The sequence below is a fragment of the Leptolyngbya sp. PCC 6406 genome, assembly GCF_000332095.2.
GTDB lineage: Bacteria > Cyanobacteriota > Cyanobacteriia > Phormidesmidales > Phormidesmidaceae > PCC-6406.
The window spans coordinates 1,575,220-1,601,575 of the sequence record NZ_KI913949.1 but is presented as its reverse complement, the minus strand read 5'-3'; the positions used below and the strand labels follow the sequence as shown (position 1 = coordinate 1,601,575).

22 protein-coding genes and 1 tRNA gene are annotated in these 26,356 nt (G+C 56.4%); 12 read left to right on the top strand and 11 right to left on the bottom strand.

Annotated features, from left to right (window positions below; genetic code table 11):
* Window positions 1-121 precede the first annotated feature (121 nt).
* The 7 genes from LEP6406_RS0207340 (at window position 122) to LEP6406_RS30070 (ending at window position 8,756) form a co-directional block, all read left to right on the top strand.
* Complete coding sequence (locus LEP6406_RS0207340) at window positions 122-994, top strand: coiled-coil domain-containing protein (RefSeq protein WP_027268928.1); 873 nt, start codon at window positions 122-124, stop codon at window positions 992-994.
* 186 nt (window positions 995-1,180) lie between these two features.
* Window positions 1,181-1,561 carry a trypco2 family protein gene (locus LEP6406_RS0207335; protein WP_008307942.1) on the top strand — a complete coding sequence of 127 codons (381 nt, stop codon included), beginning with the start codon at window positions 1,181-1,183 and terminating at the stop codon, window positions 1,559-1,561.
* A 4-nt stretch (window positions 1,562-1,565) separates the two neighbouring features.
* A complete protein-coding gene (locus LEP6406_RS0207330; RefSeq protein ID WP_008307944.1) occupies window positions 1,566-3,083 on the top strand; it encodes a CHAT domain-containing protein in 1,518 nt (505 codons plus the stop codon).
* Window positions 3,084-3,095: 12 nt separating this feature from the next.
* Window positions 3,096-4,121: a hypothetical protein gene (locus LEP6406_RS0207325; RefSeq protein ID WP_008307946.1), complete on the top strand. Its 1,026-nt coding sequence runs from the start codon at window positions 3,096-3,098 to the stop codon at window positions 4,119-4,121.
* A gap of 2 nt (window positions 4,122-4,123) precedes the next feature.
* Window positions 4,124-5,056, top strand: coding sequence for an AAA family ATPase (locus LEP6406_RS0207320; protein WP_008307948.1), 933 nt, complete (start codon window positions 4,124-4,126; stop codon window positions 5,054-5,056).
* The gene (locus LEP6406_RS0207315; RefSeq protein WP_008307950.1) at window positions 5,053-6,138 is read left to right on the top strand and encodes a hypothetical protein; all 1,086 of its coding nucleotides are present in this window, start codon (window positions 5,053-5,055) and stop codon (window positions 6,136-6,138) included. The genes LEP6406_RS0207320 and LEP6406_RS0207315 overlap by 4 nt, the downstream gene beginning before the upstream one ends.
* The gene (locus LEP6406_RS30070) at window positions 6,135-8,756 is read left to right on the top strand and encodes a caspase family protein (protein ID WP_008307952.1); all 2,622 of its coding nucleotides are present in this window, start codon (window positions 6,135-6,137) and stop codon (window positions 8,754-8,756) included. The genes LEP6406_RS0207315 and LEP6406_RS30070 overlap by 4 nt, the downstream gene beginning before the upstream one ends.
* Here LEP6406_RS30070 and LEP6406_RS35595 read toward each other — a convergent pair.
* Window positions 8,753-8,959 carry a formylglycine-generating enzyme family protein gene (locus tag LEP6406_RS35595; RefSeq protein ID WP_008307954.1) on the bottom strand — a complete coding sequence of 69 codons (207 nt, stop codon included), beginning with the start codon at window positions 8,957-8,959 and terminating at the stop codon, window positions 8,753-8,755. The genes LEP6406_RS30070 and LEP6406_RS35595 overlap by 4 nt on opposite strands.
* A gap of 709 nt (window positions 8,960-9,668) precedes the next feature.
* On the bottom strand, window positions 9,669-10,868 hold the full coding sequence (locus LEP6406_RS0207295; protein ID WP_027268927.1) for an IS4 family transposase: 1,200 nt from the start codon (window positions 10,866-10,868) through the stop codon (window positions 9,669-9,671).
* 442 nt (window positions 10,869-11,310) lie between these two features.
* Here LEP6406_RS0207295 and LEP6406_RS0207290 point away from each other — a divergent pair, with 442 nt between their 5' ends.
* From LEP6406_RS0207290 to LEP6406_RS32730, 3 genes are all read left to right on the top strand, one after another.
* On the top strand, window positions 11,311-11,895 hold the full coding sequence (locus LEP6406_RS0207290) for a Uma2 family endonuclease (RefSeq protein WP_008315231.1): 585 nt from the start codon (window positions 11,311-11,313) through the stop codon (window positions 11,893-11,895).
* Window positions 11,896-12,538: 643 nt separating this feature from the next.
* A complete protein-coding gene (gene ltrA, locus LEP6406_RS0207285; RefSeq protein ID WP_027268926.1) occupies window positions 12,539-14,272 on the top strand; it encodes a group II intron reverse transcriptase/maturase in 1,734 nt (577 codons plus the stop codon).
* 53 nt (window positions 14,273-14,325) lie between these two features.
* Entirely contained in the window at window positions 14,326-14,493 is a 168-nt protein-coding gene (locus tag LEP6406_RS32730) for a hypothetical protein (RefSeq protein WP_155834649.1), read from the top strand.
* A 232-nt stretch (window positions 14,494-14,725) separates the two neighbouring features.
* On the opposite strand, the gene LEP6406_RS31980 is transcribed toward LEP6406_RS32730, so the two are convergent.
* From LEP6406_RS31980 to LEP6406_RS0207250, 5 genes are all read right to left on the bottom strand, one after another.
* Window positions 14,726-14,956, bottom strand: coding sequence for a PIN domain-containing protein (locus LEP6406_RS31980; protein ID WP_008314883.1), 231 nt, complete (start codon window positions 14,954-14,956; stop codon window positions 14,726-14,728).
* Window positions 14,953-15,231 (bottom strand): hypothetical protein, encoded by a 279-nt coding sequence (locus LEP6406_RS33535; protein WP_008314885.1) that lies wholly within the window; start codon window positions 15,229-15,231, stop codon window positions 14,953-14,955. The genes LEP6406_RS31980 and LEP6406_RS33535 overlap by 4 nt, the downstream gene beginning before the upstream one ends.
* 29 nt (window positions 15,232-15,260) lie before the next feature.
* Window positions 15,261-15,334, bottom strand: a tRNA-Arg gene (locus LEP6406_RS0207260).
* A gap of 126 nt (window positions 15,335-15,460) precedes the next feature.
* Window positions 15,461-16,237, bottom strand: a complete 777-nt coding sequence (locus LEP6406_RS0207255; protein ID WP_008314887.1) for a carbonic anhydrase — start codon at window positions 16,235-16,237, stop codon at window positions 15,461-15,463.
* 224 nt (window positions 16,238-16,461) lie between these two features.
* A complete protein-coding gene (locus tag LEP6406_RS0207250; protein WP_008314889.1) occupies window positions 16,462-17,409 on the bottom strand; it encodes a YihY/virulence factor BrkB family protein in 948 nt (315 codons plus the stop codon).
* A 62-nt stretch (window positions 17,410-17,471) separates the two neighbouring features.
* On the opposite strand from LEP6406_RS0207250, the gene ltaE reads away from it, so the two are divergent.
* On the top strand, window positions 17,472-18,518 hold the full coding sequence (ltaE, locus tag LEP6406_RS0207245; RefSeq protein ID WP_008314890.1) for a low-specificity L-threonine aldolase: 1,047 nt from the start codon (window positions 17,472-17,474) through the stop codon (window positions 18,516-18,518).
* Between the two features lie 59 nt (window positions 18,519-18,577).
* Window positions 18,578-20,377: a hypothetical protein gene (locus LEP6406_RS30060; RefSeq protein WP_008314892.1), complete on the top strand. Its 1,800-nt coding sequence runs from the start codon at window positions 18,578-18,580 to the stop codon at window positions 20,375-20,377.
* Between the two features lie 13 nt (window positions 20,378-20,390).
* On the opposite strand, the gene LEP6406_RS0207235 is transcribed toward LEP6406_RS30060, so the two are convergent.
* From LEP6406_RS0207235 to LEP6406_RS0207220, 4 genes are all read right to left on the bottom strand, one after another.
* Entirely contained in the window at window positions 20,391-21,122 is a 732-nt protein-coding gene (locus tag LEP6406_RS0207235; protein WP_263971145.1) for a Crp/Fnr family transcriptional regulator, read from the bottom strand.
* A gap of 122 nt (window positions 21,123-21,244) precedes the next feature.
* Window positions 21,245-22,687, bottom strand: coding sequence for a 3-isopropylmalate dehydratase large subunit (leuC, locus tag LEP6406_RS0207230; protein WP_008314895.1), 1,443 nt, complete (start codon window positions 22,685-22,687; stop codon window positions 21,245-21,247).
* Window positions 22,688-22,742: 55 nt separating this feature from the next.
* The gene (locus tag LEP6406_RS0207225; protein ID WP_008314898.1) at window positions 22,743-23,900 is read right to left on the bottom strand and encodes a VWA domain-containing protein; all 1,158 of its coding nucleotides are present in this window, start codon (window positions 23,898-23,900) and stop codon (window positions 22,743-22,745) included.
* Window positions 23,897-26,353, bottom strand: coding sequence for a DUF5682 family protein (locus tag LEP6406_RS0207220; RefSeq protein WP_008314900.1), 2,457 nt, complete (start codon window positions 26,351-26,353; stop codon window positions 23,897-23,899). Before LEP6406_RS0207220 ends, LEP6406_RS0207225 begins: the two co-directional genes overlap by 4 nt.
* Window positions 26,354-26,356: the final 3 nt, after the last annotated feature.

The window sequence follows — 26,356 nt, the reverse complement described above, 5'->3', positions numbered from 1 at the left end:
GGTAGAGCGGGGACGGGCGGTGGTCAGGGACTGGCCCAGAAGGGCTATCGCTGCTTTGGAGAGAGACCGTACCCCTATCCTAAAACGGTTAAAATCTGAAAACTTGTGATGGGGCAAGGCGATGGCGACGAATGAGACACGGCTCGACCGTTTGGAAACTTTGGCCGAAGTGACGCTACTGGCGGTGCGGGAAAACGGCAGACAGATTTCTGAGCTAAGGCAGTCTGTAACGCAACAGGGTGAACAAATTACCCAGAGCAATCAGGAGCTACGGGCTAGTGTGACCGACTTGGTGGGGATGATCACCACTATGGCCGAAGAACAGGGGGAGATCAGGCAGCGCCAAGCAGAATTCAGGCGGGAACAGCAGGAAGCAAACCAGCGGTTTGAGAACCTACTGGCGGATGCTAGGGCGGATCGCCAAAGGGCTGACCGCGATCGGGAACGGGCTGACCGCGATCGCGCCCTCAATGAAGCAGAGCACCAGGCTTTTCTAGAATCCTTGCAGACAGACCGAGAACAGGCTGACCGCGATCGCGCCCTCAATGAAGCAGAGCACCAGGCTTTTCTAGAATCCTTGCAGACAGACCGAGAACAGGCTGACCGCGATCGCGATCGCAATGAAGCAGAACATCTAGCTTTTATGGAAGCCTTGCGGGCAAGCCAGGAGCAGGCAGAGCGTGACCGGGAAAGGGCTGATCGCGATCGCGATCGCAATGAAGCAGAACATCTAGCTTTTATGGAAGCCTTGCGGGCAAGCCAGGAGCAGGCAGAGCGTGACCGGGAAAGGGCTGATCGCGATCGCGATCGCAATGAAGCAGAACATCTAGCTTTTATGGAAGCCTTGCGGGCAAGCCAGGAGCAGGCAGAGCGTGACCGGGAAAGGGCTGATCGCGATTTCGCCCTCAATCAAGCAGAACACCGGGCCTTCCGGGAAACTTTTCAAACCCTGCTGGCGGAAGTAGCCCGGATCTGGGGACGGCTGGCGGGGTAATCCCATGCGGAGCTAGAGGATAGCCCAAATGGTTGAAGCGTCGCTTTCAGGTTTAATCAACCTTGCCGAAAATGCCTGTTTTCGGCAAGGTTTTTGACTGAGGTTAGGGATTTTTCCTTATTAAGGATGACATCCTCGCCGATGCATCGCTTTAATTAGGAACGGGTAAAAACAACTACGGCTGTCATGACTCAACCCATTGGGCTGTCTGAACTCATCAACCAGGTCAAAAAGGAGCTGCTGACGCCCCCAGACAAGGAGGGTGAGCCACCCATCTTTTTTGTGGACTCGGTGGAACTGGAATTACAGGTGACCGCCAAGCGGGAAGGCAACGCGGGAATCAAAATTGATGTGGTCGCGATTGGTGGGGGGGAAGCGGGCGGAACCCTCAGCCACGAGAAAACCCATACGGTGAAGGTGTCTTTGTCACCGCTGTTTGACAAGGCCCAACTGGTGGAGTGGTTTAAGGATGTTCGCGGGGAGCAGGTCATGCCTGCGATCGCGCGCAGCTTAGAGGCCCTGACGAAAGACGGGGCGGCAGAGGACAACCTAGCCGATCGCTTCTAGCCCGATGGCCAGTTCTCCCCATTTGTTTGAGCTGTATTTGACGCCGCTGGATTCGCTGCGATTCAAGGCGATCGTCACTGCATCGACCTTGGGCAGTGATGCGGAGTCTGAATCGGCCTTGCCCTTTTGGGACGGTGAACAGGATTGGCGGACGACGGTGATTAAGGGGTTGGAAAGTTCAGGGGGGTTCAAATCTGAACACTTTCCCCAGCTCGGTGAGCAAGATTGGATGAAGCGGGCTGGGATTTTGTCCGCAGGACATCCCAGTTTTGCACCGGACTATTTGGCCAGGATTGGGCAAGCCCTCTTTCAGGCGCTATTGCCGCCCAATCAGCCCGTCGGGCAAGCGTTTCAATCTGCCCTGCGCCAAGCCGAAAATGCCAGCGCGACTTTGCATCTCAGGCTGAAGTTTGCGGCGGATGCGGCAAAGCGATCTCGCCTTGCGGATTACCCTTGGGAACTGATCCACGACGGGACTCGATTTCTCCTAAACCGACGGGTGCAACTGTCTCGCTACATTGCCTATGATGCGGTGCCTCCCCGGCAGCCCTTGGGCGATCGCCTGCGCGTCTTGTTGGTTTCCCCACGGGCTAGGGATGTGGGCCACTTGTCCGATGGGGAGCCCCAGGCGATCCAAACTGGCATTGCTAAGGCTGAATCCGTTTCCCTCGAAAAGTTGCCTACCCCCACCTGGCGCGGGCTGAGTGCGTACCTGACGGAATCGGCCACCCCACCGCAAGTGGTTCACTTTGATGGCCACGGCATCTTTGGCAAGCGCTGTCAGGTGTGTGGCCATTTGCAAGCCAGCACGAAGGCGGAAACCTGTCAGCGTTGTGGTGCGCCGTTACCGGAGGCCCAGGGGTTTCTGGCCTTTGAGGATGAGCAGGGCAAGGCGGAGTTTGTCAGTGCGCGCAGGTTGGCGGCTTTGGTGGCGGATCAGGGCATTGCCCTGGTGGTGTTGAGTGCCTGTCAGTCGGGGATGGCGGTGACGGGGAAGTCGGTGTTTAATGGCACTGCCCAGCAGTTGATCGATGCCCAGATTCCGGCGGTGGTGGCGATGCAGTACAGCGTGCAGGTGCGGGCGGCGCAGGACTTTGCGGAGCAGTTTTATCGGGTGTTGGGGCGGGGGCAGTCGGCTCTGGCGGCGGTGCAGGCGGGGCGCACCTGGATGGATCCGGAGGGGAATCAGTGGTACCGTCCGGTGTTGTACCTGCGATGGCAGGAAAATCACCACGGCGAGCTGTTTGTGAAACCGGAACCCCAGCCCTCTGCACCACCCAAACCAGAAGCAGCGCGATCTCGCCCGCAACCACTGGGCCTAGCCGCACAGCTAGAGCTGCAAGACCTCCAAGCGCAACTGGTACAACTGCAAGCGGAATATCAAGCCTGCCAAGAAGCGGCCCGCTCCACCCTAGATCCCGATAGCAAAATTAAGCTGCAAACCAAAGGACAAAAAATATTGGCGGATATCTCTAGAATTGGTGAGCGCATTGAAGCCCTGCAATCTGGAAGTGGGGCGTAGTTGACAGGCGAGATGGTGAACGATCGCAACCCGCAACCTGATTTGACAAGTGTCGCACTCCAGAAAAAGGAATTAGAGCGCGACATGGCCGCCCTGATGCTTGAGCATAGTGTCTGTGCAGAGACAGCCCGCACCACAAACGATCCCGTGGCGAAGGTAAAACTAGAAGCTCAGAGAGATACCCTCCTAGGGAAGTACAAAGCCAAAGAACTGCAACTCAAAGCTCTGGAGAAACAGGGCCAAGACCTCAACCGCCAGACCCTGGATTTTGACGAGGCCCTGCCCAGAATTGACTTTCGCAAAGCACGAAAAGTAATCGAACAGGTTCTCGATACCCTTCAACTCGATGGAGGGGGAGCGCTGATGCTCATGCAGCAGAGTCGCGCCATGGCTGGAGACTTGTTGCTGCGGGCACTGGATGACGTGCTCAGAAATGGGGTGACAACGCCCCTCTGGTACAAAATCACCTTCTCCCCTGCGGTGGGTGGCACGGACGATCGCACCTTTTTGAAACTGTTGGGTAAGTACCTGGGGGTTGAACCCAGTGGCGACCCAGAGGCAGACATGGCCACTGTTGCCCAAACCCTCTGTGCCTCCCTGCGGGAGAGTTCCACCGTGGTCATTCACCTCACCAACTGGGATGCGGTGGGCAGCGGTAACCAAAAGGCGTTTATGGAATGGCTGCTGGAAACCTTTTGGCGATCGCTGGTGCAGCAACTCTCGTCCGTTCTGGACGATTGGTACGCTCGGGTGATTTTTGTGATTGTGGCTAACCGTGAGTTAACCCCCGACTGCCGCGAATCTGCTTGCTTTTGCACCGTAGACGAGTTTGACAGTCGCAGCATCTTAGAATTGCCCCTAGAACGCTGGACAGAGCAAGACATTCGCCTCTGGCTCCAGGATCACTTTCAGCTTCCTAAACACCAACGGAACCAATGGGCTGAGCTGATTTATACAGAGAGCAATGGCGACCCTGCCTTAACCCGCACCGCCCTGCAAGAGTATTTTGATGAGTTACTGGCATTCCAGACGGAGTAAGTATGGCCCCCCTCACGTTTACCGGCAACCCCGCCCATCGGCCCGCCGATGCCCATTCCGAGTCGCCCCAGCGGCCCGAGCCCTACCTGGCCTCGGAGGAATTGATTACGGCGGTTAATCTGGCCATTTTTCTCCAGCGGCCCCTGCTGCTAGAGGGGGAAGCGGGCTGTGGCAAAACTCGACTGGCGGTGGCGGTGGCCCATGAACTGGGATTGCCCTTCTATCGCTGGGATGTGCGCTCCACCACCAAATACCAGGAAGGGCTCTATGAATTTGACACCATCCTGCGGCTCCATGATGCCAACTTGGTGAAAGGGCTAGACGGCCAAACGGACCAGTCCCAGCGCTCCATTGACCCCAGCAATCCCAATAACTATCTGGAATTGAAAGCCCTAGGCAAAGCCTTTGAGTGTGAGAATTGTCCAGCGGTGGTGCTGATTGATGAAATTGACAAAGCGGATCTGGACTTTCCCAATGACTTGCTGGCGGTGCTGGATGAACCCTGGTCCTTCACCATTCGCGAAACCGGGGAAGTGAAACGGGCCAAGCACCCGCCCATTGTTATCATTACCAGCAATAAGGAAAAGGGCAATCTACCCGCCCCCTTTCTGCGGCGCTGTTTGTACTACTTTGTGGAGTTCCCGACAGAGCGGTTACAAGACATTGCCGCTGCCCACCAGGCGGTGCTGGGGGATCTCTCGGAAGAGTTGGCGGAGGTGGCCACGGAGCGATTTTTGCAGATTCGCAACCGAGATGGCCTGTTCAAGAAGCCCGGTACCAGCGAATTTCTAGATTGGCTCCGGGCTTTGAATCAGTTTGGGTCGCAACCTTTCTCCCCTCAGACTCTGGCCGATGCCAACCCGGTGCCCTACCGCGAGTTGCTCTTTAAGCTCAGAGCTGACTGGCGCAATGCGGCACGACCTGCGGTGACATGAGTTTAGATTTGTCAGCACTGGTGACCCAAGCCCTGCTGCGGTTTCGCCGCAGTGGCTTTGATTTGGGCGGTCAAGAGTACCTGTCCGCCTTGGCACTGGTCAGGGGGCAACGGGTGACGCAACCGGATGCCCTCAAATCGGCACTGAAGCTGCTCTGGTGCAGTTCCAGATCCCACCGCAGTCAATTTGACCCTATCTGGGAGGAGGTGTTGGCGATATTAGCTCCAGATCCAGCCCTCCCACTTCCGGGGGAAATCCCAAGACACCCCCCCCCCGTACCCCCGCTATCACCGGAATCAGTGCCGCTGTCCCGCCCGCAACCCGATCCAACAGTGGTGCAGACGGCAACGGAGGTGGCGGTGCAGCCAGTGCGGGCACCATTCACCCCAGCGGAGGTAGAAGACCCCACCGATTTAGCCGCCTATTGGCCCGTGTCGCGGCGGTCCATGAGCTATACCTGGCGATATTTGCGGCGGCCTGTAGCCATGGGAGTCGCCACAATCTTAGATGTGGAGGCAACGGTGCAATCAGCGGCCCGCAATGGCTTCTACCTGGCTCCGGTGTTGCGGCGTCGGGAGCAAAACCAGGCGCGGCTAGTGCTATTCATTGACCAAAATGGTTCCATGATGCCCTTCCATCGCTTCACCCGTGACCTTGTGGAGACCGCCAGTAGCGAGGGCACTTTGTCAGAGGGGCAGTTCGTCCCCTACTACTTCCACAACCAGCCAGGGGACTTTCTGTATCAAGATGCTTTTTTAACCCAGCCCATCGCCCTGGGCAAGGTGCTGGCAGCGATCGATAGCGACACCAGCGTGCTCATCGTCAGTGATGGGGGGGCAGCGCGGGGCTATCGGCAACTCTCTCGCATTCAGTCTACGACGGGCTTTCTGTTGAAACTGCGGCAGGTGACCAACCTGATGGCCTGGTTAAATCCTATGCCTACGGAGCGGTGGGAAGGTACTTCTGCCGATATCATTGCCAATATTGTGCCGATGTTTCAGATGGATGAGGATGGCCTCAGCAATGGGATCGACATTGTCCGGGGTCAACCCCTCCAGCACTTGCATTCTCCGTGGTTATGACTGATTCGCTGTCCTTAGAACAACGCCAAGCTCAGGCGGCACAAACGGTACGGCGTTTTGTGCGGCGGTTCCAGCCTGCTTACCGAGCGCTCGCCTGCCATGCGGCTCTGCCCCTAGTACTCACGCCGGAACTGGTCAACTACCTTCGCAATGAGTTTCTGCGGGACCAGGGGGTGCCGTGGGTGGCAGAGGTGGATTTGCTACTCTCAGATCTGTGTCAGCCCGTGGGCTATGAACTCTATGCCCTAGATACGGATGTTCGGGCTTATCTATTTGATGAATTGAAGCGCCAGTATGGCCAGGAACGGATAGAACAGGTGGCCAAGCTGCTGATTAGCTATGTCAGGTACCTGGCAGAAACCAACCCCCAGGCTAATGAAAAGGAATTGGAAGCCCAACAGTGGGCGGCGATGGTCTATTTGAATGAGGAGCAGCGCCGGGAGGCGGTGAGTCAGATGGCGGCCCAGTTGCAAATCGGCACCACCACGGTAGAACGTCTAGGGGACAACTTGGTGGGGAAGGCGGAACTGGCCCGACTGGCGGAGATCGCCCTGGAGCTAGCGCCGCAACTCGCGGACTATCCAGCACTGTTAGACTATGCGGCTCTGGTGCGGGCGGTGGTGGTGGGGGAAGGGGATATTGCCCCTGAGCATCTCGCGCAAAGCTATGAGGTGCTGCCGGGGCAAACCCTGAGGCTACCGGAGCCCGTGGCACGACAGCTAAAGGTTGCACTCTTAATTGGTGTCAGTGAATACACTCCGGACTTTGCTTCGTTACCTTCAGCCTTAAATGACATCCAGGCACTGAAGCAAGTCCTAGAGGATCCAGAGTTAGGGGGATTTGACGATGTTAAGCTCCTATCCAATCCTGACCTGCAAACCATGCAGTCAGAAATCGAGTCTTTTTTGCTCAACATCAGAAAAGCTGATTTAGGTGTCTTGTACTTTTCTGGATATGGCCTCAAGACTGACCTAACCAATAAAATTTACCTAGCGACCTCCAGCACGCGCAAGGATTCCAATAACCGCTGGATGCGCTCTACGGCAGTATCTTTCGACTTTATTTATGAGATTCTTCAACACATCAGAATCGGCGGATTAGTTATTATCCTGGACTGTTGCTTCAGCGGTGCCATTAATCAATCCTTCTTCAAAGCAGATATGTCTTTAGATCTTCAGCAAAAATTAGAAGCAAAGGGCCATATCGTCCTAACATCCTGTAGTCCTATCGAATACTCCCTTGCACATGTTTCTTTGGAGCCCGAGGAGGAGCCATCAGGACTGTCATTATACACCCACTATCTGGTGAGAGGCATTAACACGGGCGAAGCAGATATCGACCAAGACGGGTACATTTCCTTCGCGGAAATTCATGAGTATATCAGTCAAAAATTACAGGCCAATCCTGTTATTAGAGGCATGGATAGGTCCATAACTCCACAGATAATTCCGATTAATCCACTCAAGGGTCTCGGCACGGATATTAGACTATCCAAGGTCAAAACTATTGACCCGATACAAGTCTACCGTGCACTAGCCAGCGAGTATCACGACAATAGGGGTTCAGCCGGTCAAATATACCTGAAAATCAAAGCTAAGCAACTGGGATTGAGTGAAGTCGAAATAATCTCAATCGAAGAAGAAATCTTGTTTTCAACTCAACAAAACGTTGACCAATATCAACGGTATGAAAACATTCTGCGAGCGCAAGTCTTACAAGATGGTTCGATCAATGCTGCTAACCGCAAGTTTCTAGAGGAAATTGCTAACTCCTGGAATCTGAACGAGATAGATATCCAACGCATAGAAGCGGAAGTCATTCAGAGCCTAGAGCGTACGACTCTCCTAGCTTGCTGGTGGAAATGGTATTTTAAGATGCAAGATGATCGACCTTTGAGGGCTAAAGTTTCTGATTTATGGTTCATCAGACTGGCTTATCACCTTATATCCAGGAAAATTTATGAACAGATTACAAAAGCGCAAAGACTATACGATCGGAAGCAATTTCAGGCCTCCCTAGAGTTGCTGGATGTAATTCTAGAGATTGAATCGGAGTCTATTTTTGCCTATTATCAGCGGGCCTTGGTGAAGAAACAGTTGGGATACTACGAGGGAGCTATTGCTGACCTCAATTCTGCCATTAGGCGCGATGCTGATAACCATGTGATGTACTACGAGCGGGGGCTTCTCAAGATTGAGCAAGGGGATAGGGAAGTCGCGATCTCGGACTTGACCCAGGCAATCGATCTGCATCCCCAGTATGGCCCTGCCTACTACCGTCGGGGTAAGGCCCATTTTGAGCGGCGCTACTTTGCAGCCGCGATCGCGGACTATCAATATGCGATTCAGTACGCCTCTAATCAAGAGACCTATCAGGCCGACGCCTATTTTGATAGTGGCCGTGCCCATTTTCATTTAAGAGATTATCCAGCAGCGATCGACGCCCTGACTCAAGCCATTGCCCTTGACAGCAAAAATCCGGAATTCTATCGTCAGCGGGCCTACGCCTATGACAGCCTAGGCCAGCAAAGGTTGGCCAAAGCTGATTTTGATACTGCTACCAGATTGACCACAACCCCAGTTGCCAAGCCCAGATGGCCTTGGCAATCTGGACATTAACTCCTATGAGCCTGCACACGGGGCGCACTTAGGGATCTGCGGGTTAATCGTGTACCCAGTGGCCAGGTTTCGACTGTGACAGGGTAGCGCCCCATAAAAAAGCTGGGCACAGTCACCGGATGCTGGGGACGTTCATCGTTATATCCCTGGGAGTCTTGATCGGCGAAGCCCATGACAAACTCCCCTCCGGGCACCGAAACCATACCATGTCTAGACTCACTTCATCACTTAATTGCTCGGTGAAGTAACGGGCGGTCTTGGTTTCAGGCTTGAAAACGAGGCTAGCCATGGCGACAAAGCTGAGAGGGGTCAGTCAACGCTTCGGTTTCCCTACCACGCTAACCGACCCCGGTTGATTTTCGGATACCCGCAGATATCGCTGGAGCAGGTCTGGACTCCTCAAAACACGCCCGACAGATTCCCACCTGCCAGCTCTGATCCAGAAGAGTGCTGGGGGCAACGCAAACCACTCGAAACCCAATGTTGTTGTTGGATTCGCGCGGATTGTTGTTGTTGCGGAAGGCAGAACGGCAATTCCTAGCATTGTTGTTCCAGGAACCGCCGCGTTTACCCGGCCTGCCCCAAGAGCCAGAATACACCAGGCAAACATTGCGTAGGCTGGGTCAAGGCACGCCGACCCAGCGCCCCCCAGGAGCGCTGGAGTGGCCAGGGGACGGGTTCGCGCTATCTCCGCCGATGCTGCCGCTAGTACCACAGGGCGTAAATCAGTCCACTATTGTCGCGTCAGCCCAACATTTTCCGGTCCCCTCGCCCCGTGGGAGAGGGCTAGGGTGAGGGGCCGAGGGTGCCACGATAGAACGGCCAGGGTATTTCCGCCGCCCAGTACTAGCGCGCTGTCAGCCCTGATTTTGTGGGTATGACTGTTCTTGGCCTTACAGGGTGACAACCCCCCTAGAGAGCTTGCTGGATAAGGGATAGGGCGTGAAAACCTCGCTGAAAATAGCGGTGTTTATGGGGTTTGAGGGCTACCAGCTTGAGCGCCCAATCGGCCCATAAATCCATGGCATAGAGCCATCGTTGACCATAGAGACTGAAGCTAAAGTCACTGTGCCGTGGAGCCTTATCTTGGTGCTCTTGGAGACGTCCGGCATACTGAGCTAGCTTGGCCTCCTGCATCCACTGGCCGTGGAGAGTCGCCAAACTGTAAGCCAGAGCGATCAGTAAAACTAAGGCTAAGAATCGGGTGTCATTGACCTTGGTATCCTCCAAGTTATAGCCCCCAGTCTTAAAGTCTTTGAAGAGCTGTTCAATGCCCCAGCGACATCGATAGACTGCTAAGGCTTGCTTCAAGGTGGGCAGATTAGTCAGGATATACCACGGTTCCTTCGGCCCCTTCTGGCGATAGGAGCGCTTCCAATACACCGCTAAATTAAACGGGCCCATACCATCGCCCTTGTTGCACAAAACTCCCTCATAAAATCGAGACTGGCCCGGTTTGAAGCCAGCGTTTTTGAGGACTTGATAGTCGGTATCGGTATCGGTCTTGAAATGGAAGTCCTTTTTCTGTCGGAGTGCAAAGGACACCCCGCGCTGCTCCAACCAGTCCGCCAGTTTAGGGCTATGGAACTCCCGGTCACCCAGCAGTAGAACCGGGTAGGACTTAAACAAGGACAGGGCCGCTTTCAGCAGTCGCCGTTGCGTTTTCAGGTCACTCGTACCCGCCCGCCCTAAACGCTCCCAATAGACGGGTAAAGCATGAGTCCCCCACACCACGCTGACCATGAAGATATTTCGCCCTTTCCATTCCGTGCGGTCCATTGCCAGAATCCAATAGCCGTGTTTATGGTGTTTGAGCGTTCTCAGACGACGGCGTTGGTCACGGTTCAAGCCCCGTCCCGTTTCCACTTGGCGGATCCAATATTTGAGCAGCGGAAACCACAGCACCTTGAGCGTGAGTTGGGGTAAGGCTAAAAAGCGTTGTAAGTTCCGTTTGCGACTTTGATACTGAATGGGCTGAGGAAAGACGCTGGCTAAGACGGAGAGTTTGACTTGGCGATGCGCTTGTAGCAATAACAACAGTAACTGGAAGGTCAAGTACTGCTTTTCACTGAGATGGGTGAGAAGGGTAGTTTGGTAGAATGTAGGGAACATATTTGGTTGGGGGAGCTGTACTGAGGCTCCCTTTTTTTTGTCCCCTCCATTATCTCAAAACCCTGTACCGTATGACGTTGAGTGCCCTTGTCACCCGTTAAGGTTCTTGGCATGACATCCTTACGGTGCATTGCTTCGCGTGGCTTCGCCCACGCGAAGCAATGCACCGTAAGGCACTCACAAAGGCGAAGTTGACAGACCACTAGCGCGATCGCACCCAGGTACAGCAAGGTAGCCCAATGATGGTGTATTTTCGACCCATAGCCCTGGGCGCGATCCTATTCCCGTATGGCCCATTGAGTGAGGGGTAACGCCATGCAACCAGTGGTAGGGGGGCCACAAGCTCTGTTCCCCCTCAGCAATCCCTGTCTATCCGGCTAGATGGCGGAGAGTAAGATGGGAAGACACCGGGCACAACCCAAGCTCGGCCAAGGGGGGAAAGATGGTTGTCGCCGTAGAGAAAATGGGCCTAGCCGAATTTTGGGCCGCAACCGAGAACCGGGAAGCCCTGTATGAGCTAGAGGCGGGAGAGCTACGGCAGATACCACCAGAAAGTGATCTCAATCAAAGGATTGCCATTCGGCTCTTGGCGTACTTTGTGCAGCAGGGACTCCCCCCCGCCCTGTTACGCATGAAAACTGAAATTGTGGTGAGTGGAGCGCGGGCGACAGTGCGGGTGCCAGACTTGGTGGTGTTGTCCCCCGAGGCAGACGCCGCCCTAGCCGGGGCCACCCGCTCCACCCTCACCCTAGACATGCCCCCACCCCGGTTGGTAGTGGAAGTTGTCTCGCCGGGGAAGGAAAACAAAAATCGCGATTATCGCTACAAGCGATCGCAATACCAATCCCGTGCGATCGACGAATACTGGATCATCGACCCCACCACCCAGCAAGTCACCCTACTAACCCTCCTGGACGGCCTCTACGAAGAAACCACCCTAGCGGGCACCCAAGCCATCCCCTCCCCCCTGCTCACCGAACTCGCCACCGAACTCACCGCCGCCCAACTCCTCGGAGCCGGAAACTGATTCGGTGCATCCCCCTGCCTAACGCCCTCAACATCCCCGAATACTGGATTGTGGGTGCGACGTGAAAGCTGTACCTGCTGACTGAGAGGCCGTCCTCTCTGGGGAATTCTTGCTCCCCATCGTCCCGTAACGGGGTCAATGACCCTGCCTACGTTGCTAGTAAGTAATGAACGCAATGGAATGCAAGGCACGCAAGCACGACCTCTGGCAGCCTCCATCTGGAGAGAGTGCAAGACGAAGACTGTGAAGGGTTAACGCGAGTGAATCATCGTAAGTGTCGTCACAGTAGCCGAGTGAAAGAGGCTGAAACACTCTGACCAAAAGGTAAGTGGGTGGGCGGTCAAAGTCTACGAGTTGACCGTGCAGGAACCGAACTCCCACCGGCATATAGATGGAACCCCCCACAGTCGCAGGTCACAGGTAGGGAACACGGTAAGCCCGATAGGGTCTGAGGCCAGGTCGATAGCCTCAGTAAGCCAGTCTGTAAAGGCGGCAGAACTCCCTAGCGGGTAAAGGAAACTGGAGAAAGCGAAGGCTGTGGGTAATGCCGCAGATAGGGGTTCAAGCTTTGCCCCGGACTGAAAGGTCGCAGACTTCCAGTGGGTCTTCACCGATAAACCACTGTAAAGGAACCTAATCGTGAGTGAAAGATAGAGTCGGCAACGACATCGGAACTACGACAGCGCAAGTGGACTGGCACAGCATCGTCTGGAAGTCGGTCAACAAGCGGTTGCGGAACCTGAGACGGCGAATTTACCGGGCGAGCCAACAGCAGCAGTGGAATCGGGTGAGAAGCCTGATGAAACTGATGCTACGGAGTCATGCCAACCTGTTGTGGTCGGTGCGACGAGTCACCCAACTGAATGCCGGACGCAAGACGGCGGGCATTGATGGTTATACCGCCCTAACACCCGCCCAGCGGGTGCACCTGGTCCATCAGATGTCGGCCTATGCGCCCGGTCAGGTGCGTCCAGCCCGACGGATATATATTCCCAAGGCTAAGGGTAAACAGCGTCCCCTGGGGATCCCTTGCGTCCTTGACCGAGTGGCCCAAAGCCTGGTCAAGAATGCCCTGGAACCCAGTTGGGAAGCTCGCTTTGAGGCACATAGCTATGGGTTTCGGCCCGGACGCAGTGCCCAGGACGCTATCGACCAAACGTGGATTCGCCTCAACCAAGGCCATGACAGTTGGATTCTTGATGCCGATATCAAAAGTGCGTTTGATACCATCAGCCATGACTTCATTCTCGATGCCATTGGGCTCTGTCCCGGTCGCGAATGGATTCGGCAATGGTTGAAGGCAGGCTATATGGAAGCGGAGGTGTTTCACACGACCGATGCGGGCACCCCGCAAGGCGGCGTCATCTCCCCGCTCCTCGCCAATATTGCCCTCGATGGCATGGGCGAGCTCTTGAGTCAGTTCCGGGACCGCAAAGCCTTTCCTCGTACCCAAGCGGGTCGGGAGGGGCAAGTCGGATACCGCCAGGTTACCCGCTACGGGTTCATCCGCTATGCCGACGACTTCCTCGTTACGGCCCGCAGTCGCGAAGCGCTTGAAGCCGTAGTCCCTATCCTGCAAGACTGGCTCCAGCAGCGGGGGCTGATGCTCCATCCTGAGAAAACGCGCATCGTCCACAAAGACGAAGGCTTTGATTTCTTGGGCTTCCATATCCAGTCCCGACAAGGGAAGTGCTTGATTACGCCCCAAGCGGCGAAGGTGAATGCCAAACTGCAAGCGCTACGAGCCTGGCTCAAAGCGCACCTGCACACCTCACCGGCCCTGGTCATCCGTTTCCTCAACCCGATTTTGCAGGGCTGGGGACGCTACTACCGTCATGTCGTGAGTAAGCGGGTCTTCAATGCCATGGATGACCAACTCTGGCGGGCGATTTGGCGGTGGTGCCTCAGACGGCATCCCAACAAATCCAAAACCTGGGTGGCTAAGCGCTATTTCAAAGCCTTTGGCTATCGGCACTGGGTGTTTGCGGCCACGGTTCACACGCCAACCGACGGCGACAAGTCCATCTCATTGTTTCGGCTCGATTCCTTAACGATTGAGCGGCATGTCAAAGTCAAAGGCACCGCCTCTCCGGATGACCCTGACCTGCACGACTACTGGCAACACCGTCAACAGCGGCATGGCAAGCGATACTGGAGTCGAGGCTCCACGTATTATCGACTGGCCCAAAGTCAGCAATGGCGGTGCCCTGTCTGTGGTGAAGGGCTCGTCAATGGCGAGGAAGTCCATGCTCATGACCGCTCTCCTGTCCAGGCGGGTGGTTTGAGTCAGGACGAGAACCTACAATTGCTCCATCAGGCCTGTCATCGGCAGGTACATGGTCAGGCCAAAACACCTGTTGGCTCACAGAGGGCTTGATCCGGATGAGAGGAAACTATCAAGTCCGGTTCTTAGGGGGGAGAGGGGCAGCGATGTCTTTCTCTCCTACCCAACAACATCCCCTCAAAAACTGCATCACCCTCATGCAGCCCGTCGATGACCTCTACGAAGAGACACGCCTCACAGGGGGCGATCTCATTCCCTCACCCACCTTCCCCGACCTCCCCCTCACCGTTGCTCAAATCCTCACGGCTGAGTAGCCTTTACGCAAATTACTTGCGATTTTGGGCAAAAGGAATGCTGTTAAAAACGCGATCGCCGATTCACCGAATGCATTGAACCGCACACAGCCCCTGAGACACCACGGGGTCAAATTCCGCATGATTCAGAAGTCAACAGTTTCCCTTCCAGCTTTTGAGCCAGCGCCAAGGCAAAACAGTCTGCTAATGAAATTCTGCGGAGGCTGGCTTTGTGGGATGCCCCCCGCTTCCATCAATCAGCCTCTACTTGGTCATAGATTTGCACCTCAAAGCTGCGCAAATCAGCCAGCACTTGCGCTGCTGCTTGGCCCCCTGCCCGCAAAAAGTCGTAGTACACCTCGCAAAGATTAATCGCGTGGATCCAGCAGCGATCCTCTTCAACGAGAAAGCGCTCCACTATCTCAGCCCCGGCCTCGCCCCGCTCATAGGCAATCACCGCGCAAGCATCCAAAATGATGTTCATCGATGCCGATCTTCCCAGTCAATTTCAGCCTGCTTTTGCTGGGCAAAGGCTTCACTGCTGTTAGGCAAATGGGCAAAGCGTCCCTTAGCCTGCTGACTCAGGGCGACTCGCTCTGACTGGGTCGTTGCTACACACTGAACGATGGACTCCGCTGAGCCGTTAACGCCCAGCACCTGATCCTGCTGCTGCACAAACTGGGCAAACGTCAGCACCAAATTAGCCTTGCCCTCTGGCAATGTTTTCACGAGTTCGTAAATGGTGTCTGCGATCGCCATAGCAGGAACTTCATCAACTATTAGCTGAACGGGACTGGCGCGATTCGAACGCGCGACCTGCCGCTTAGGAGGCGGCTGCTCTATCCATCTGAGCTACAGCCCCAGGCTGTTGTGACCCAATTCTACGGTTCGTCCAAGACCTATAGGCGCGATTTCTGTAGGCACTATATCCTGTCCCGTCCCCTGAGCCCAGAGAAATGATAGCGGGATTTATGGAGTCGCAAGCCCCTTAGCGGGCAGCGGAGCCTCGATAGATCCGTTCCGCCTGGGCGCGGGACAGGCGGTTGGCCCCCGGCAGATAGCTGGGCAGCGGATCCTCTGAGACAGGGTCGGGGGTGGAGATGGGCAGATCTTGCCGCGCTCTGAGGGTGGCGTCAGGGTCAATTGAGCTGTAGGGAGGGACAAAGGCATGTTTTTCCATGTCGTAGGTCAAGACCTCGCCCAACTCAATCTTGTAGAGCCAAGCGTGGATGGACAGGTCTCCCCGGTAGAGCTTGGAACGAATCACCGGATAGGTGCGAAGATTTTCAATTTGAGTCAGGACATTTTCTGCCACTAGGGCATCTAGCCGCTCCTTTTTATCCAAGTGGCCATAGTGATCTTCAATCAGCTTGCGGGTGGCTTCGGTGTGGTGCAGCCAGTCATAGATCAGGGGCATCTTCTCCTCCAGCTCCCCCAGTTGCAATAATCCCTTCATGGCACCGCATTGGGTATGGCCGCAGATGATCACCTGGCGAATGCCCAGAGCCTCTATCGCGTATTCAATGGTGGCTCCTTCGCCACCATTGGTCGCCTCAAAGGGGGGAATAATATTGCCTGCATTGCGGATGACAAAGAGATCGCCAATTTCCGACTGGGTAATCAGGGCTGGATCCACCCGAGAATCGGAGCAGGCAATGAATAACACCCGAGGATGCTGCCCCTTGCTCAGCTCCTCCATAAGTGCCTTGTGGGAGGGGATGTAGTCGCTCTGGAATTGTCGCAGTCCCTTAATTAGCTTCTTCATGCCTCTTTTTCCCTCGGCCCCTAGGTCTGTCTCAGTCTATCCTGGTGTGTGCTGCGACCCGATGGCTGACCGCAACCGCTTTTCTGGTTATCCCATAGATAGGGGCCTATCGGACAGCAGGTTTGCTTATGGCATCAATTGCTGCCCCTTCTTGATATCCATCCGGCTTGATATCCAGTTGTGGATTGTCACATCCCAGCGGGTGGGTCCATTATGCGAGGCTGTTATTTAAAGCCAGTGCGGGGGGGCGGCATACCGCAGCGACTGCCAAACATATAGGCATAGACAAAGGTCATTTCACTACCCAGCAAAAAGACTTGGCAGGTGAGAAACAACCACAGCATAAGAATCATGACACTGCCCACCACCCCATAGGATCGAAACTGTTCGCCCACTCGAATAATGCTGTTGCTCACTAAATGTTGCAGCAGCATAAATAATCCGGTAGTAACCAAGCCCCCCAGCCACACATCCCCCCAGCGGATCGGGGTTGAAGGCAGTACCTTAAACATCACCATAATCACGGTGGAGAGGATGACAAAAGTAAAGCTGGCCTGGAGCGATCGCAACAGCAACAAGTCATCAATCTGAAGGAAATCCATGACGCCATCCAGATTTGTGATCAGATCTAGAATTACCCTGATCACAATGTTGGATACTAGGGATACCAGCATCAGGGCAGTGGTGCTAAAAACGAGTAAAAACGCCAGCATCCGGTTCCGCAAAAAGGTGCCGACCGCTGTTTTCAGGTTGGTCGGGCTGTCTTCCATGGGATGGGTGCGCCAAATTTTATTCATCGCCCGTGTCAAGGCCCCAAAGACGCCGCTGGCGGTAAAAAAGAGTAATAGAAAGCTGATGATACCCGCCCCGACACTATTGCGATTCAGGTGAATCAGGGTATCGGTGACTAGGGTATAGGCTTCGGGGGGCAAGCCATTTTGAGCAAAAAATAGAATTTGATCGTAAACCTGACTTGTCGGGCCTGTGAGGGCTCCAAATACGCTTAGAATCACTAAAAATAGGGGAAACAGGGAAAATAGGGCGTAATACGATAGGGCTGCTCCCATCTCAAAGCAGTCATCCCGTTGCCATTTGAGGACGGTTTGGAGGACGAGGACAACGGGTTTGGCCTTAAGGAGGCGGAAGGGGGGCGTGTTTTTCAGATTCTTCAAAGGACAATAGGCTTACGAGTACTTCGATCGTACCCGTAACCCGACCTGCTCTATCCCCTGCTATGGACACTATCGATTTTCGTTCTGATACCGTGACTTGGCCCACCCCGGCGATGCGGGCGGCCATGGCGGCGGCTCCCGTCGGAGATGACGTGTACGGTGAAGACCCTACTGTCTCAGCCCTAGAAGCCAGGGCGGCGGAGAGGCTAGGCAAGGAGGCGGGTCTTTTTGTTAGCAGCGGTACCCAGGGCAACCTGATTGCCGCGTTGGTCCATGCCCAGCGGGGGGATGAGGCCATTCTGGGGGAAGATGCCCATACTTTTTGCTGGGAGGCGGGGGGCTTGGCGGTTTTGGGAGGGATTACCCCTCGGCCCTTGCCCACGGATGCCCTGGGGCAGATGGATTTGGCCCAGGTGCAGGGAGCTATTCGAGGGGACAATCCCCACTGGCCTAGAAGCCGCTTAATTCTGACGGAGAATAGTTCTGGCGGCAATCATGGGGCGGCCATTCCCCCCGTCTATTTTGAGGCGCTACGGGCGATCGCAAATGGCCACGATCTTCGTATTCACCTAGACGGTGCCCGGTTGTTCAATGCCACTACGGCCCTGGGCTGTGAACCCACTGCTATTACTCGCTCTGTGGACTCCGTCAGTATTTGCCTGAGTAAGGGCCTCTGCGCTCCGGTGGGGTCGGTGCTGGTGGGCGATCGCGAGTTTATCCATCAGGCCCGTCGCACCCGCAAGCTGGTGGGGGGCGGGATGCGTCAGGCGGGTATTCTAGCGGCAGCGGGGCTGATTGCCCTAGAGGAGATGACCCAGCGCCTGGGGGAAGACCATGCCCTGGCTCAGCGTCTGGCTCAGGGGCTGGCCTCTGTGCCGGGAATTGAGATTGACCCGGCTGTGGTGCAAACCAATATGGTGTTTTTCACCCTAGCGGCGGATGCTCCGCTGACACCCCCAGAACTGGTGGCGAAACTGTGGGATGGCTACGGTATTAAGGTGGGGATCTATTCCTATCGCACGCTCCGTGCTGTTACCCACTATTGGATCACCAATGACCATGTGGAGCTGCTGGTCAATGGACTCCGACACCTGCTGGCCCAGTCCTGATGTTCTGGGGGTGATCTGGAATTGAAGGTGAACTGGAATATTCTCAAGGAGGTTGACCCATGGGCATCCTTTCTCTGCTGGATCGGGCGAAGATGGGAGATGCCGATGCGATCGCGGATCTGATTAACCCGGCTCTCCAGGGCAGGGGGCTCACGGTGCATTGCGATCGCCAGGGTGAGCACCTGACTGTGTGGGTGAGTGGGGCCACCCTACCGCCGGAAAATGCCACCGCTCTGTATCTTCGGCAGGGGATTGAACGGTTGCAAATTCCCATGTTGCGAGAACTGCATATCTATGCCGAGCAGACGGGCAAGGCTGAGCAGACGGACAAGGGCGCTGGTGGCTGGCGCAAAACCATGATCCTCAGCCCTGCCCCTGGGCCGTCTGCCCCCCATCTCCAGGGAACTGCGTCTGGGCAAATGCCTGCTCCAGCTTCTGCGCGGCGTTCTGCGCCCTATTCCCATCCCCATGGGGTTCAAAATGGGGGCGGGAATTCTGGCGGGAATTCTGGCCCCCCGCCTTCAGAAACATCCTGGGAGCAGACCGCCGCCATCGCGGATGCCTATCAGCACCTTCGCCTCCCCCTGGGAGCCCCCTTCGAAGCTGTCAAAACGGTCTATTTCCAGCAGCGATCGGTCCTGATTCGCCAAGGGGAACGAGGGGAGCTAGAGCCCCTGAAAACCGCTTACTTGGTGCTCAAGGCCCATTTAGAGGCACTGCCCTCGGCTACCGATAGTTCTGGAGGAACTGGTCCGCTAGAGGAGGCGGAAATTCCGGCCCTGACCCAGCTTCCAACGCTCTTGCAACAACGGGGCTTCTCTGCCCAAGTCGCCCTCCGTAATGGCCAACTGCACATTGGTCTGCCCGCAGCTCGAACGCCGAATCCCGCTAAGGCTTTGGCCCAGATCTACACGTTTTTGGCCCAGCAAGACCTAGCGGCCCTGGGGCTAGGGGGGGTAGAAACCCTGGTGGTGTCTGGTCTCAGCAGCACGCAGAAAAGTACGCAGAAAAGTACGCCAAAAATAGTCTGGAAACGGACCGCTCTCCTACCCCGCCAGGATGCCCTATCTCCAGACAACACCGATTTATTTTCCTTTCGGAATCGCTATAGCAATACCTATATCTTCCCGGCCCTATTGGTGTTGGGCATGGTGATGAATGCCCTGCCCATCGTCAACTGGCTGCTGTTTGGCATCAAGATTTGGTTCCACGAATTTGGCCATGCTACGGTGGCTTGGCTGGCGGGACGGCGGGCGCTGCCCCTACCCCTGGGTTGGACCGCCGTGGACCCGACGCGATCGCTATTTGTGTATTTCGGTCTGCTGATTTTATTTGGCCTGCTGTTTGCCTATGGGCGGAAGGAGCAGCACCGCTGGCCCATGATCTTGGCCGTCGTGCTGATGGTGATGCAGTTTGCCATGACTTGGCTAATGCCCGCCCAGACCTTCGATATGCTGCTGTCCTTTGGGGGCATCGGGGGTGAACTGTACCTCTGTGCCCTGCTGATGGTCAGTTTTTACTTTCCCCTGCCCCAGTACTTTCGCTGGGACTTTTACCGCTATCCGGTGGTGTTGGGGGCAGCCTTTTGTTTCTGGGGCCAATTTTGGCTCTGGAAGCAAATTGTCCGCTTCCAAGCCTCCATTCCCTGGGGGGCGATGTGGGGCGACCCGGACCATGGTGATATGAATCGCCTTGCCAATATCCATCACTGGACGCCGGGGCAAATCATGGGGACTTATAATGCGATCGCGAATCTCTGTTTGATCGCAATTCTAGGGGTTTATCTTTATTTCTTCTGGAAATACAACCGCCAGATGCTCTTTGCCCTCTCCCAGCGATGGATAGCCCGCTCCCGTTAATTGTCCCCACGCCCTAGAACAGACCAGTGGTGGTCTTGATCTCGTCTAGGGCCACGATCAGGTACCGCTGGTGGATGTGAAGCCAGCCCTCGGCCTTAAAATCCTTGAGCAATCGGGTCACCGTAACGCGAGTGGTGCCGGTGGCATTCGCCAGTTGGTGATGGGTGAGGCGCACGGGAATGCGGACCCCCTCCCGTTCCACTTGGCCAAATTCTTCGGCTATCAGACACAGCAGTTGCCGGAGGCGATCCGCTACTAGCCGCTTGCCCGACAGCGCTAACCATGCCTCGGTTTGTTGTAGGCGCAGCATCAAATGGCGACACAATCCTGCCATCAACACCGGAGACTGTTCCACCTCTACCATGGGCAGGGGCAGCACATCCACATCGGTGAGCGCTGTGACCCAGTAGGGATGAACAATAGTCAGGGGGAGACCCACAGGCATAGATGGCCCTGCCAATCCCAGGAGAGTTTCGCTACCGTCCTGTTGAATGGTGAAGAGTTGCACGACACCACGACAGATCACCAGCACCTCCTCCAGGCGGAGGGGAATGGCTTGACCCGCTCGGTAGGGGGCTAGGGTGCGCTCCTGATAGAGCTGCTCTAGCACCGCCACAAAGCTCCGAGCGGTTAGGGGAGATAGGGGTCGAGACGGCAGCAGTGAGGATTTTGCCAGCACAGAAATCACCTTGATCGCAGCAAGCAGTCCCCGACAGGCGATCGCAGTTTTGCCGTGGGATGACAACCAAAGGGATCATCCGTCCCCCAGTCCTTGAGGGAAGTCGCAACAAGCTGCCGACAGATATGCTTACTGGCTATGGTGGGTGCTGTTTATTAACAGGTGACGATGCCAATATTAACAAGCCGTTAAGCTTTAGCGCTGGGTGCAGGGGCAATGGCTGGCGCGCTTAACAGCGATCGCACATCCCCCACCTTGCCCTCAATGGCGGCGGTGGCCACCATGGCTGGGCTCATCAGCAACGTCCGCCCCGAAGAGGATCCCTGCCGCCCCTTGAAGTTGCGGTTTGAGGAAGAGGCGCTGACTTGACGGCCTTGGAGCTTGTCGGGATTCATGGCGAGGCACATAGAGCAGCCTGCCTCCCGCCACTCAAAGCCAGCCGCCTCAAAGATTTTGTCCAGCCCCTCCGCCTCGGCCTGCTGCTTCACCCGTTCAGAACCGGGCACCACAAAGGCTTTGATACCCTGGGCCACCGAGCGCCCCTGGGCCACCTTTGCGGCTTCGCGCAAATCACTAATACGGCCATTAGTGCAACTGCCGATGAAGCACACATCCACTGGGGTGCCCAGGATGGGGACGCCCGGTTGTAGATCCATGTAGGCGTAGGCTTCCTGGGCGATGGCGCGATCGCCCTCGGCCATCTCCTCTGGTGTGGGGATGGCCTCATCCACCCCGACCCCTTGGCTGGGGGTGATACCCCAGGTCACCGTGGGGGCAATGGTCGCCGCATCTAGAGTGACCACATCGTCATAGACCGCATCGGCGTCGCTGCGGAGGGCATTCCACCAGGCCACCGCCCGCTCCCAATCCGCGCCTTTGGGGGCAAAGTCCCGCCCCCGCAGATAGTCGTAGGTGATGCCATCGGGGTTGACGTAGCCACAGCGGGCTCCCCCTTCGATGGACATGTTGCAGAGGGTCATGCGCTCCTCCATAGACATGGCCTCAATAGTGCTGCCGCCGTATTCGTAGGCATAGCCCACCCCCCCCTTTACCCCCAGGGTGCGGATGGTGTGCAGGGCCACGTCTTTGGCGTAGACTCCCGGTCCTAGGTCGCCGTTGACTTCAATGCGGCGGACCTTGAGTTTCCCTAGGGCTAGGGTTTGGGAGGCCAGGACATCCCGGACCTGACTGGTGCCAATGCCAAATGCGATCGCACCAAAGGCCCCGTGGGTGGAGGTGTGGCTATCACCGCAGGCAATGGTCATACCGGGCTGGGTCAGTCCCTGTTCTGGCGCAATGACATGGACAATGCCCTGGTTGCCAGAGCCAATGTTGTGGAAGGTAATGCCATTCTCTTGGCAGTTTTGCTCCAGAGCCTGCATCATCTCCTCCGCCAGGGTGTCCACAAAGGGACGGGCCTGGTTTTCCGTTGGTACAATGTGGTCCACCGTTGCCACCGTCCGCTGGGGAAACAGCACCTTCAGCCCCCGTTCTCTCAGCATGGCGAAGGCTTGGGGGCTGGTCACCTCATGGATGAGGTGGAGGCCAATAAAGAGCTGGGTCTGCCCCGAGGGCAGTGTCCCCACCGTATGTAAATCCCAAACCTTGTCGAACAGGGTGCCCTGACTCATGGTGCTAATGACTACAAAACCGCAAAGAACCATGGTAGCCCAAAGCCAAAGCCCTTCACTGCTGAGCAGCGACCCATTGTCTCAAATCTTGGCGCTTGATGGCGGCGGCCATCAGGTCAGGAAAGCGATCGGGGGTGCAGGCAAAGGCAGGGATGCCGAGGGTGGTCATAAATTGGGCCGTGGTGCCGTCATAGCAGGGAACGCCGTCATCATTCAGGGCCAGCAGGGTAATCATTTGGACACCGGAATGGACCAGAGAAGAGACACGCTGGCGCATTTCCGCTGCATTGCCCCCTTCAAACAGATCACTGATCAAGACCAAAATCGTGTCCTGGGGATTGCGAATCAGGCTCTGGCAATAGGTGAGCGCCCGGTTGATGTCGGTGCCGCCCCCGAGCTGGATGCCAAACAGAACTTCTACCGGATCTTGCAGCAGGTCAGTTAAATCCACCACCGCCGTATCAAACACCACCAGATGGGTTTTCATGGCGGGAATCATCGCCATCACGGCGCTAAAAATTCCGGCATAGACCACTGAGGTCGCCATGGAGCCGCTTTGATCTACACAGAGGACAATGTCTCGCAGGGCGGTACGTTTGCGGCCATAGCCAATGCGGGTTTCGGGGATGATGGTGCGGAGGGTGGGTTGATAATGCTTGAGGTTGGCGCGGATAGTGCGGTGCCAGTCAATTTCGTTGTGGCGGGGGCGACGGTTGCGGGTGGCGCGGTTGAGGCTACCGGCGATCGCTTGTCGGGTCGGATTCTCTAGCTTTCGGATCAGGTCATCGACGATTCGCCGTACTACGAGGCGGGCTGTTTCCTTTGTTTTTGCTGGCATGATGCTGCTGAAGGCCAGTAGATTCGACACCAGATTCACGTCTGGTTCCATGGCTTCTAGCAGCTCGGGCTCTAGCAGCATTTGACGCAGGTTCAGCCGTTCTAGGGCATCCTGCTGCATGACCTTGACCACTGAGGGAGGGAAGTAGGTGCGAATATCCCCCAGCCAGCGGGCCACCCGAGGGGAGGAGGCTCCTAGGCTCCCCTTGCGATCGCAGTCATAGAGAGCTTCCAGGGTTTGATCTATCGCCCTATCGGCGACGCCGAGGGAAACCTCACTGTCGCCCGCTGTGCCGCCAGCGCTAGTCTCCGCGCCTAGGATGAGCCGCCAGCGGCGTAGTCGTTCTTGGTTTAGGGCACTCAGGGCGTCGGTCATGGGATGGGTAGTCCAAGGAGCTGGGTAATCAGGGGCAGGGCAGCATCGGCACGATGCCAATCAAAGGCATTTGATTTGGCATTCCCCTGAGAACGGGTCTGACCCTGGCGTACCCGTTCAGCCATCTGTCGTCGTTCTGGCGCAGCAAAGGTGGCAAAGGTGCGACGCAATAGGGGCAAGGTGGCGGTGAAGCCCTCGGGGGAAAGCTGCATCACCCAATCCTCTAAGACCTCCCAGAGGGCGGGGTTATGCAGCAACAGCAGCCCGCTGCCGGATAAAAACCCTTCTATCCAGGCGGCGGCTTGGGGCGGATCGGTGGCCATCGATAGGGCAAACCCCAGGCGGCGGCTGGTTTCCTCTGGCGAGAAAAATCCGGCCTCAAAGAGCAGGCGACAGCAGCGCCCTGCAATCAGTCCGTGGAGTCCCTGCTGGTCGCTGAGTTGGGCCAAAACCTGTTGCCATTGGGCCAATGCATCGGGGTGCTGGAGCAGTGCGATCGCACCCTGCACCGAGATCAGCAGTTGATATAGATTGGCGGCGGCTCCATCGTCCAGGGACACTGCTGCCAGGGGGAGGCCAATACAAATCCGAGTGATTAGCCCTTCCACCACCGGAGCCACCATGATCGTGTCTACCTGCCGCACATTGCCGTAGCGCATCACGTTTACCAGGGGGGGCAGGGCCGCCATCAGGTGGGTGATGTCGCTGGCGATTGCCGCTTCTGATTCCAGCCGGGTGATCAAATGGGCGATCGCTTCGGGCAGGTTGGCCAGCAGGGTTTGCTCAATCAGATGGGTCAGGTCTGGCAGGGTGGCTCGATTTGCGCGATCGCAGGTCCAGGCCGTGGTGGCTTGCTCCAGGGTATTCCCCCAAATCCCAGCTTCAATCAGGCGCAGGGCAAATTCCGGCTGCCACTGCGAGAAATGCCAAGACTCGCGGAAGGTTCCCATCCCTTTGGTCCTGGTGGCGTCACGATAGCGAGCCCAGGTCAGCCCCAGCAGCACAAGCCGGTGGAGCAGGTGCGATCGCGCCAAATCCATGGGTTTACGTAGGTCTAAATCTAGCTCCGTATTGGCGGTCTCGGGCTTTAGCCGCAGCCGCTTTAACTGGCGAAACAGGTCTTGCTGGAGAGGCACCATCGGGGTTTCGGCAGGAACTTGCCCCAGCCGTTGGCCGACGATGAGCTGGTTGTGGATGACCCGCAAAGGCAGGGTATCGCCAAAGCACAGCACCGTTTGGGCAGCTTCGTTCAGTTCGCTCAAGCCGGGAAAACTGCGATCGCGCAGAGCCGACAAGGTCTCTGCCAGTCGCACGGCTTCAATCACGCTGGCGGAAGAGGCATCTAAGTCCTGTTGGCGCAGTAGACGCGCCACCCGAGTCATCCAGTGAATCGAGCTGGTTCTAGCGTCGGTTCCCTGAGTAGATCCCTGAATAGATGCCTGAGCAAAGTCCTGGCCAGATTCCGCCGCTTCCCCCTGCTGCCACAAATGCTCATACCATCCCGGCGACTCAATCCCTGCGCCGTAGCCGCTACTTCTAGCTAAATTGCGGTAGGTCCAGGGAATCCAGGTGGCGGTCACCTTCAGTTTGGGTAAGCCCTTCAGCAGCGCCGTGTCGGTTTTTGCGGTGGGCATAGTCGCTAGGGCAGGGGCGTGCCATGCACCGCAGACGACAGCAATGGTTTCAAAGCCCTGCCTCTGAGCCGCCCGAATGCGCTGCCGCATATAGGCTTCTCGCTGAGCCTCCAGCAGTTGCGGTGAAGCCCCTGGCTCCCCTGGAGATGCTTGAACTTCTGGCTGAATTCCTGAAGGTTCCCCTACGGACTGTTCTTCTGGAAACTCTTGAATTTCTGAGGGCTCCCCTACGGACTGTTCCCCTGGAGAGGCTTGAATTTCTGAAGGTTCAATCGGCAAGGATTCCCCTTTGGCCGGATGAACCGCTGCTTGCTCCACTTCGGCCCGCAGAACCGTCATTGCCTCTAGGATGGCGGCAAACAAGTCGGTGCTGTCCCGACGTTGCTCCACCAGATCTTCCCACCAGTGCTCGCTGTCTTGATAGCCTGCGGCCTGGGCCAGGAGACGTAGGGGATCGCTGCGATCTAAGGTTTCCGGGGTTTCCGGGCTGTCGCTGGTGTCGAGGGCAAACCGATGGGCCTGGGGCAGGTCGATCAACCAGACTGGAATCTGCTGGGTCAGCCCATAGTGAATCGCCTGCCATTCCGGGGAAAAGACAGCCAAGGGATAGTAAACCGCCTGTTGGGGGCAGTCAGGTACATAGACCAACAGAGCCACCGGGGGCTGCATCTCGGGATGCACCAGCAGGGGCAGCATTGCTTCAGCATCGGGTGGCCCTTCCACCAGCACAATGTCGGGTTTGAGGTGGGCGAGTGCCTGACAGAGGCTCCGGGCGGAACCGGGGCCGTGGTGACGGATACCGAAAATGTGAACTGACATGGC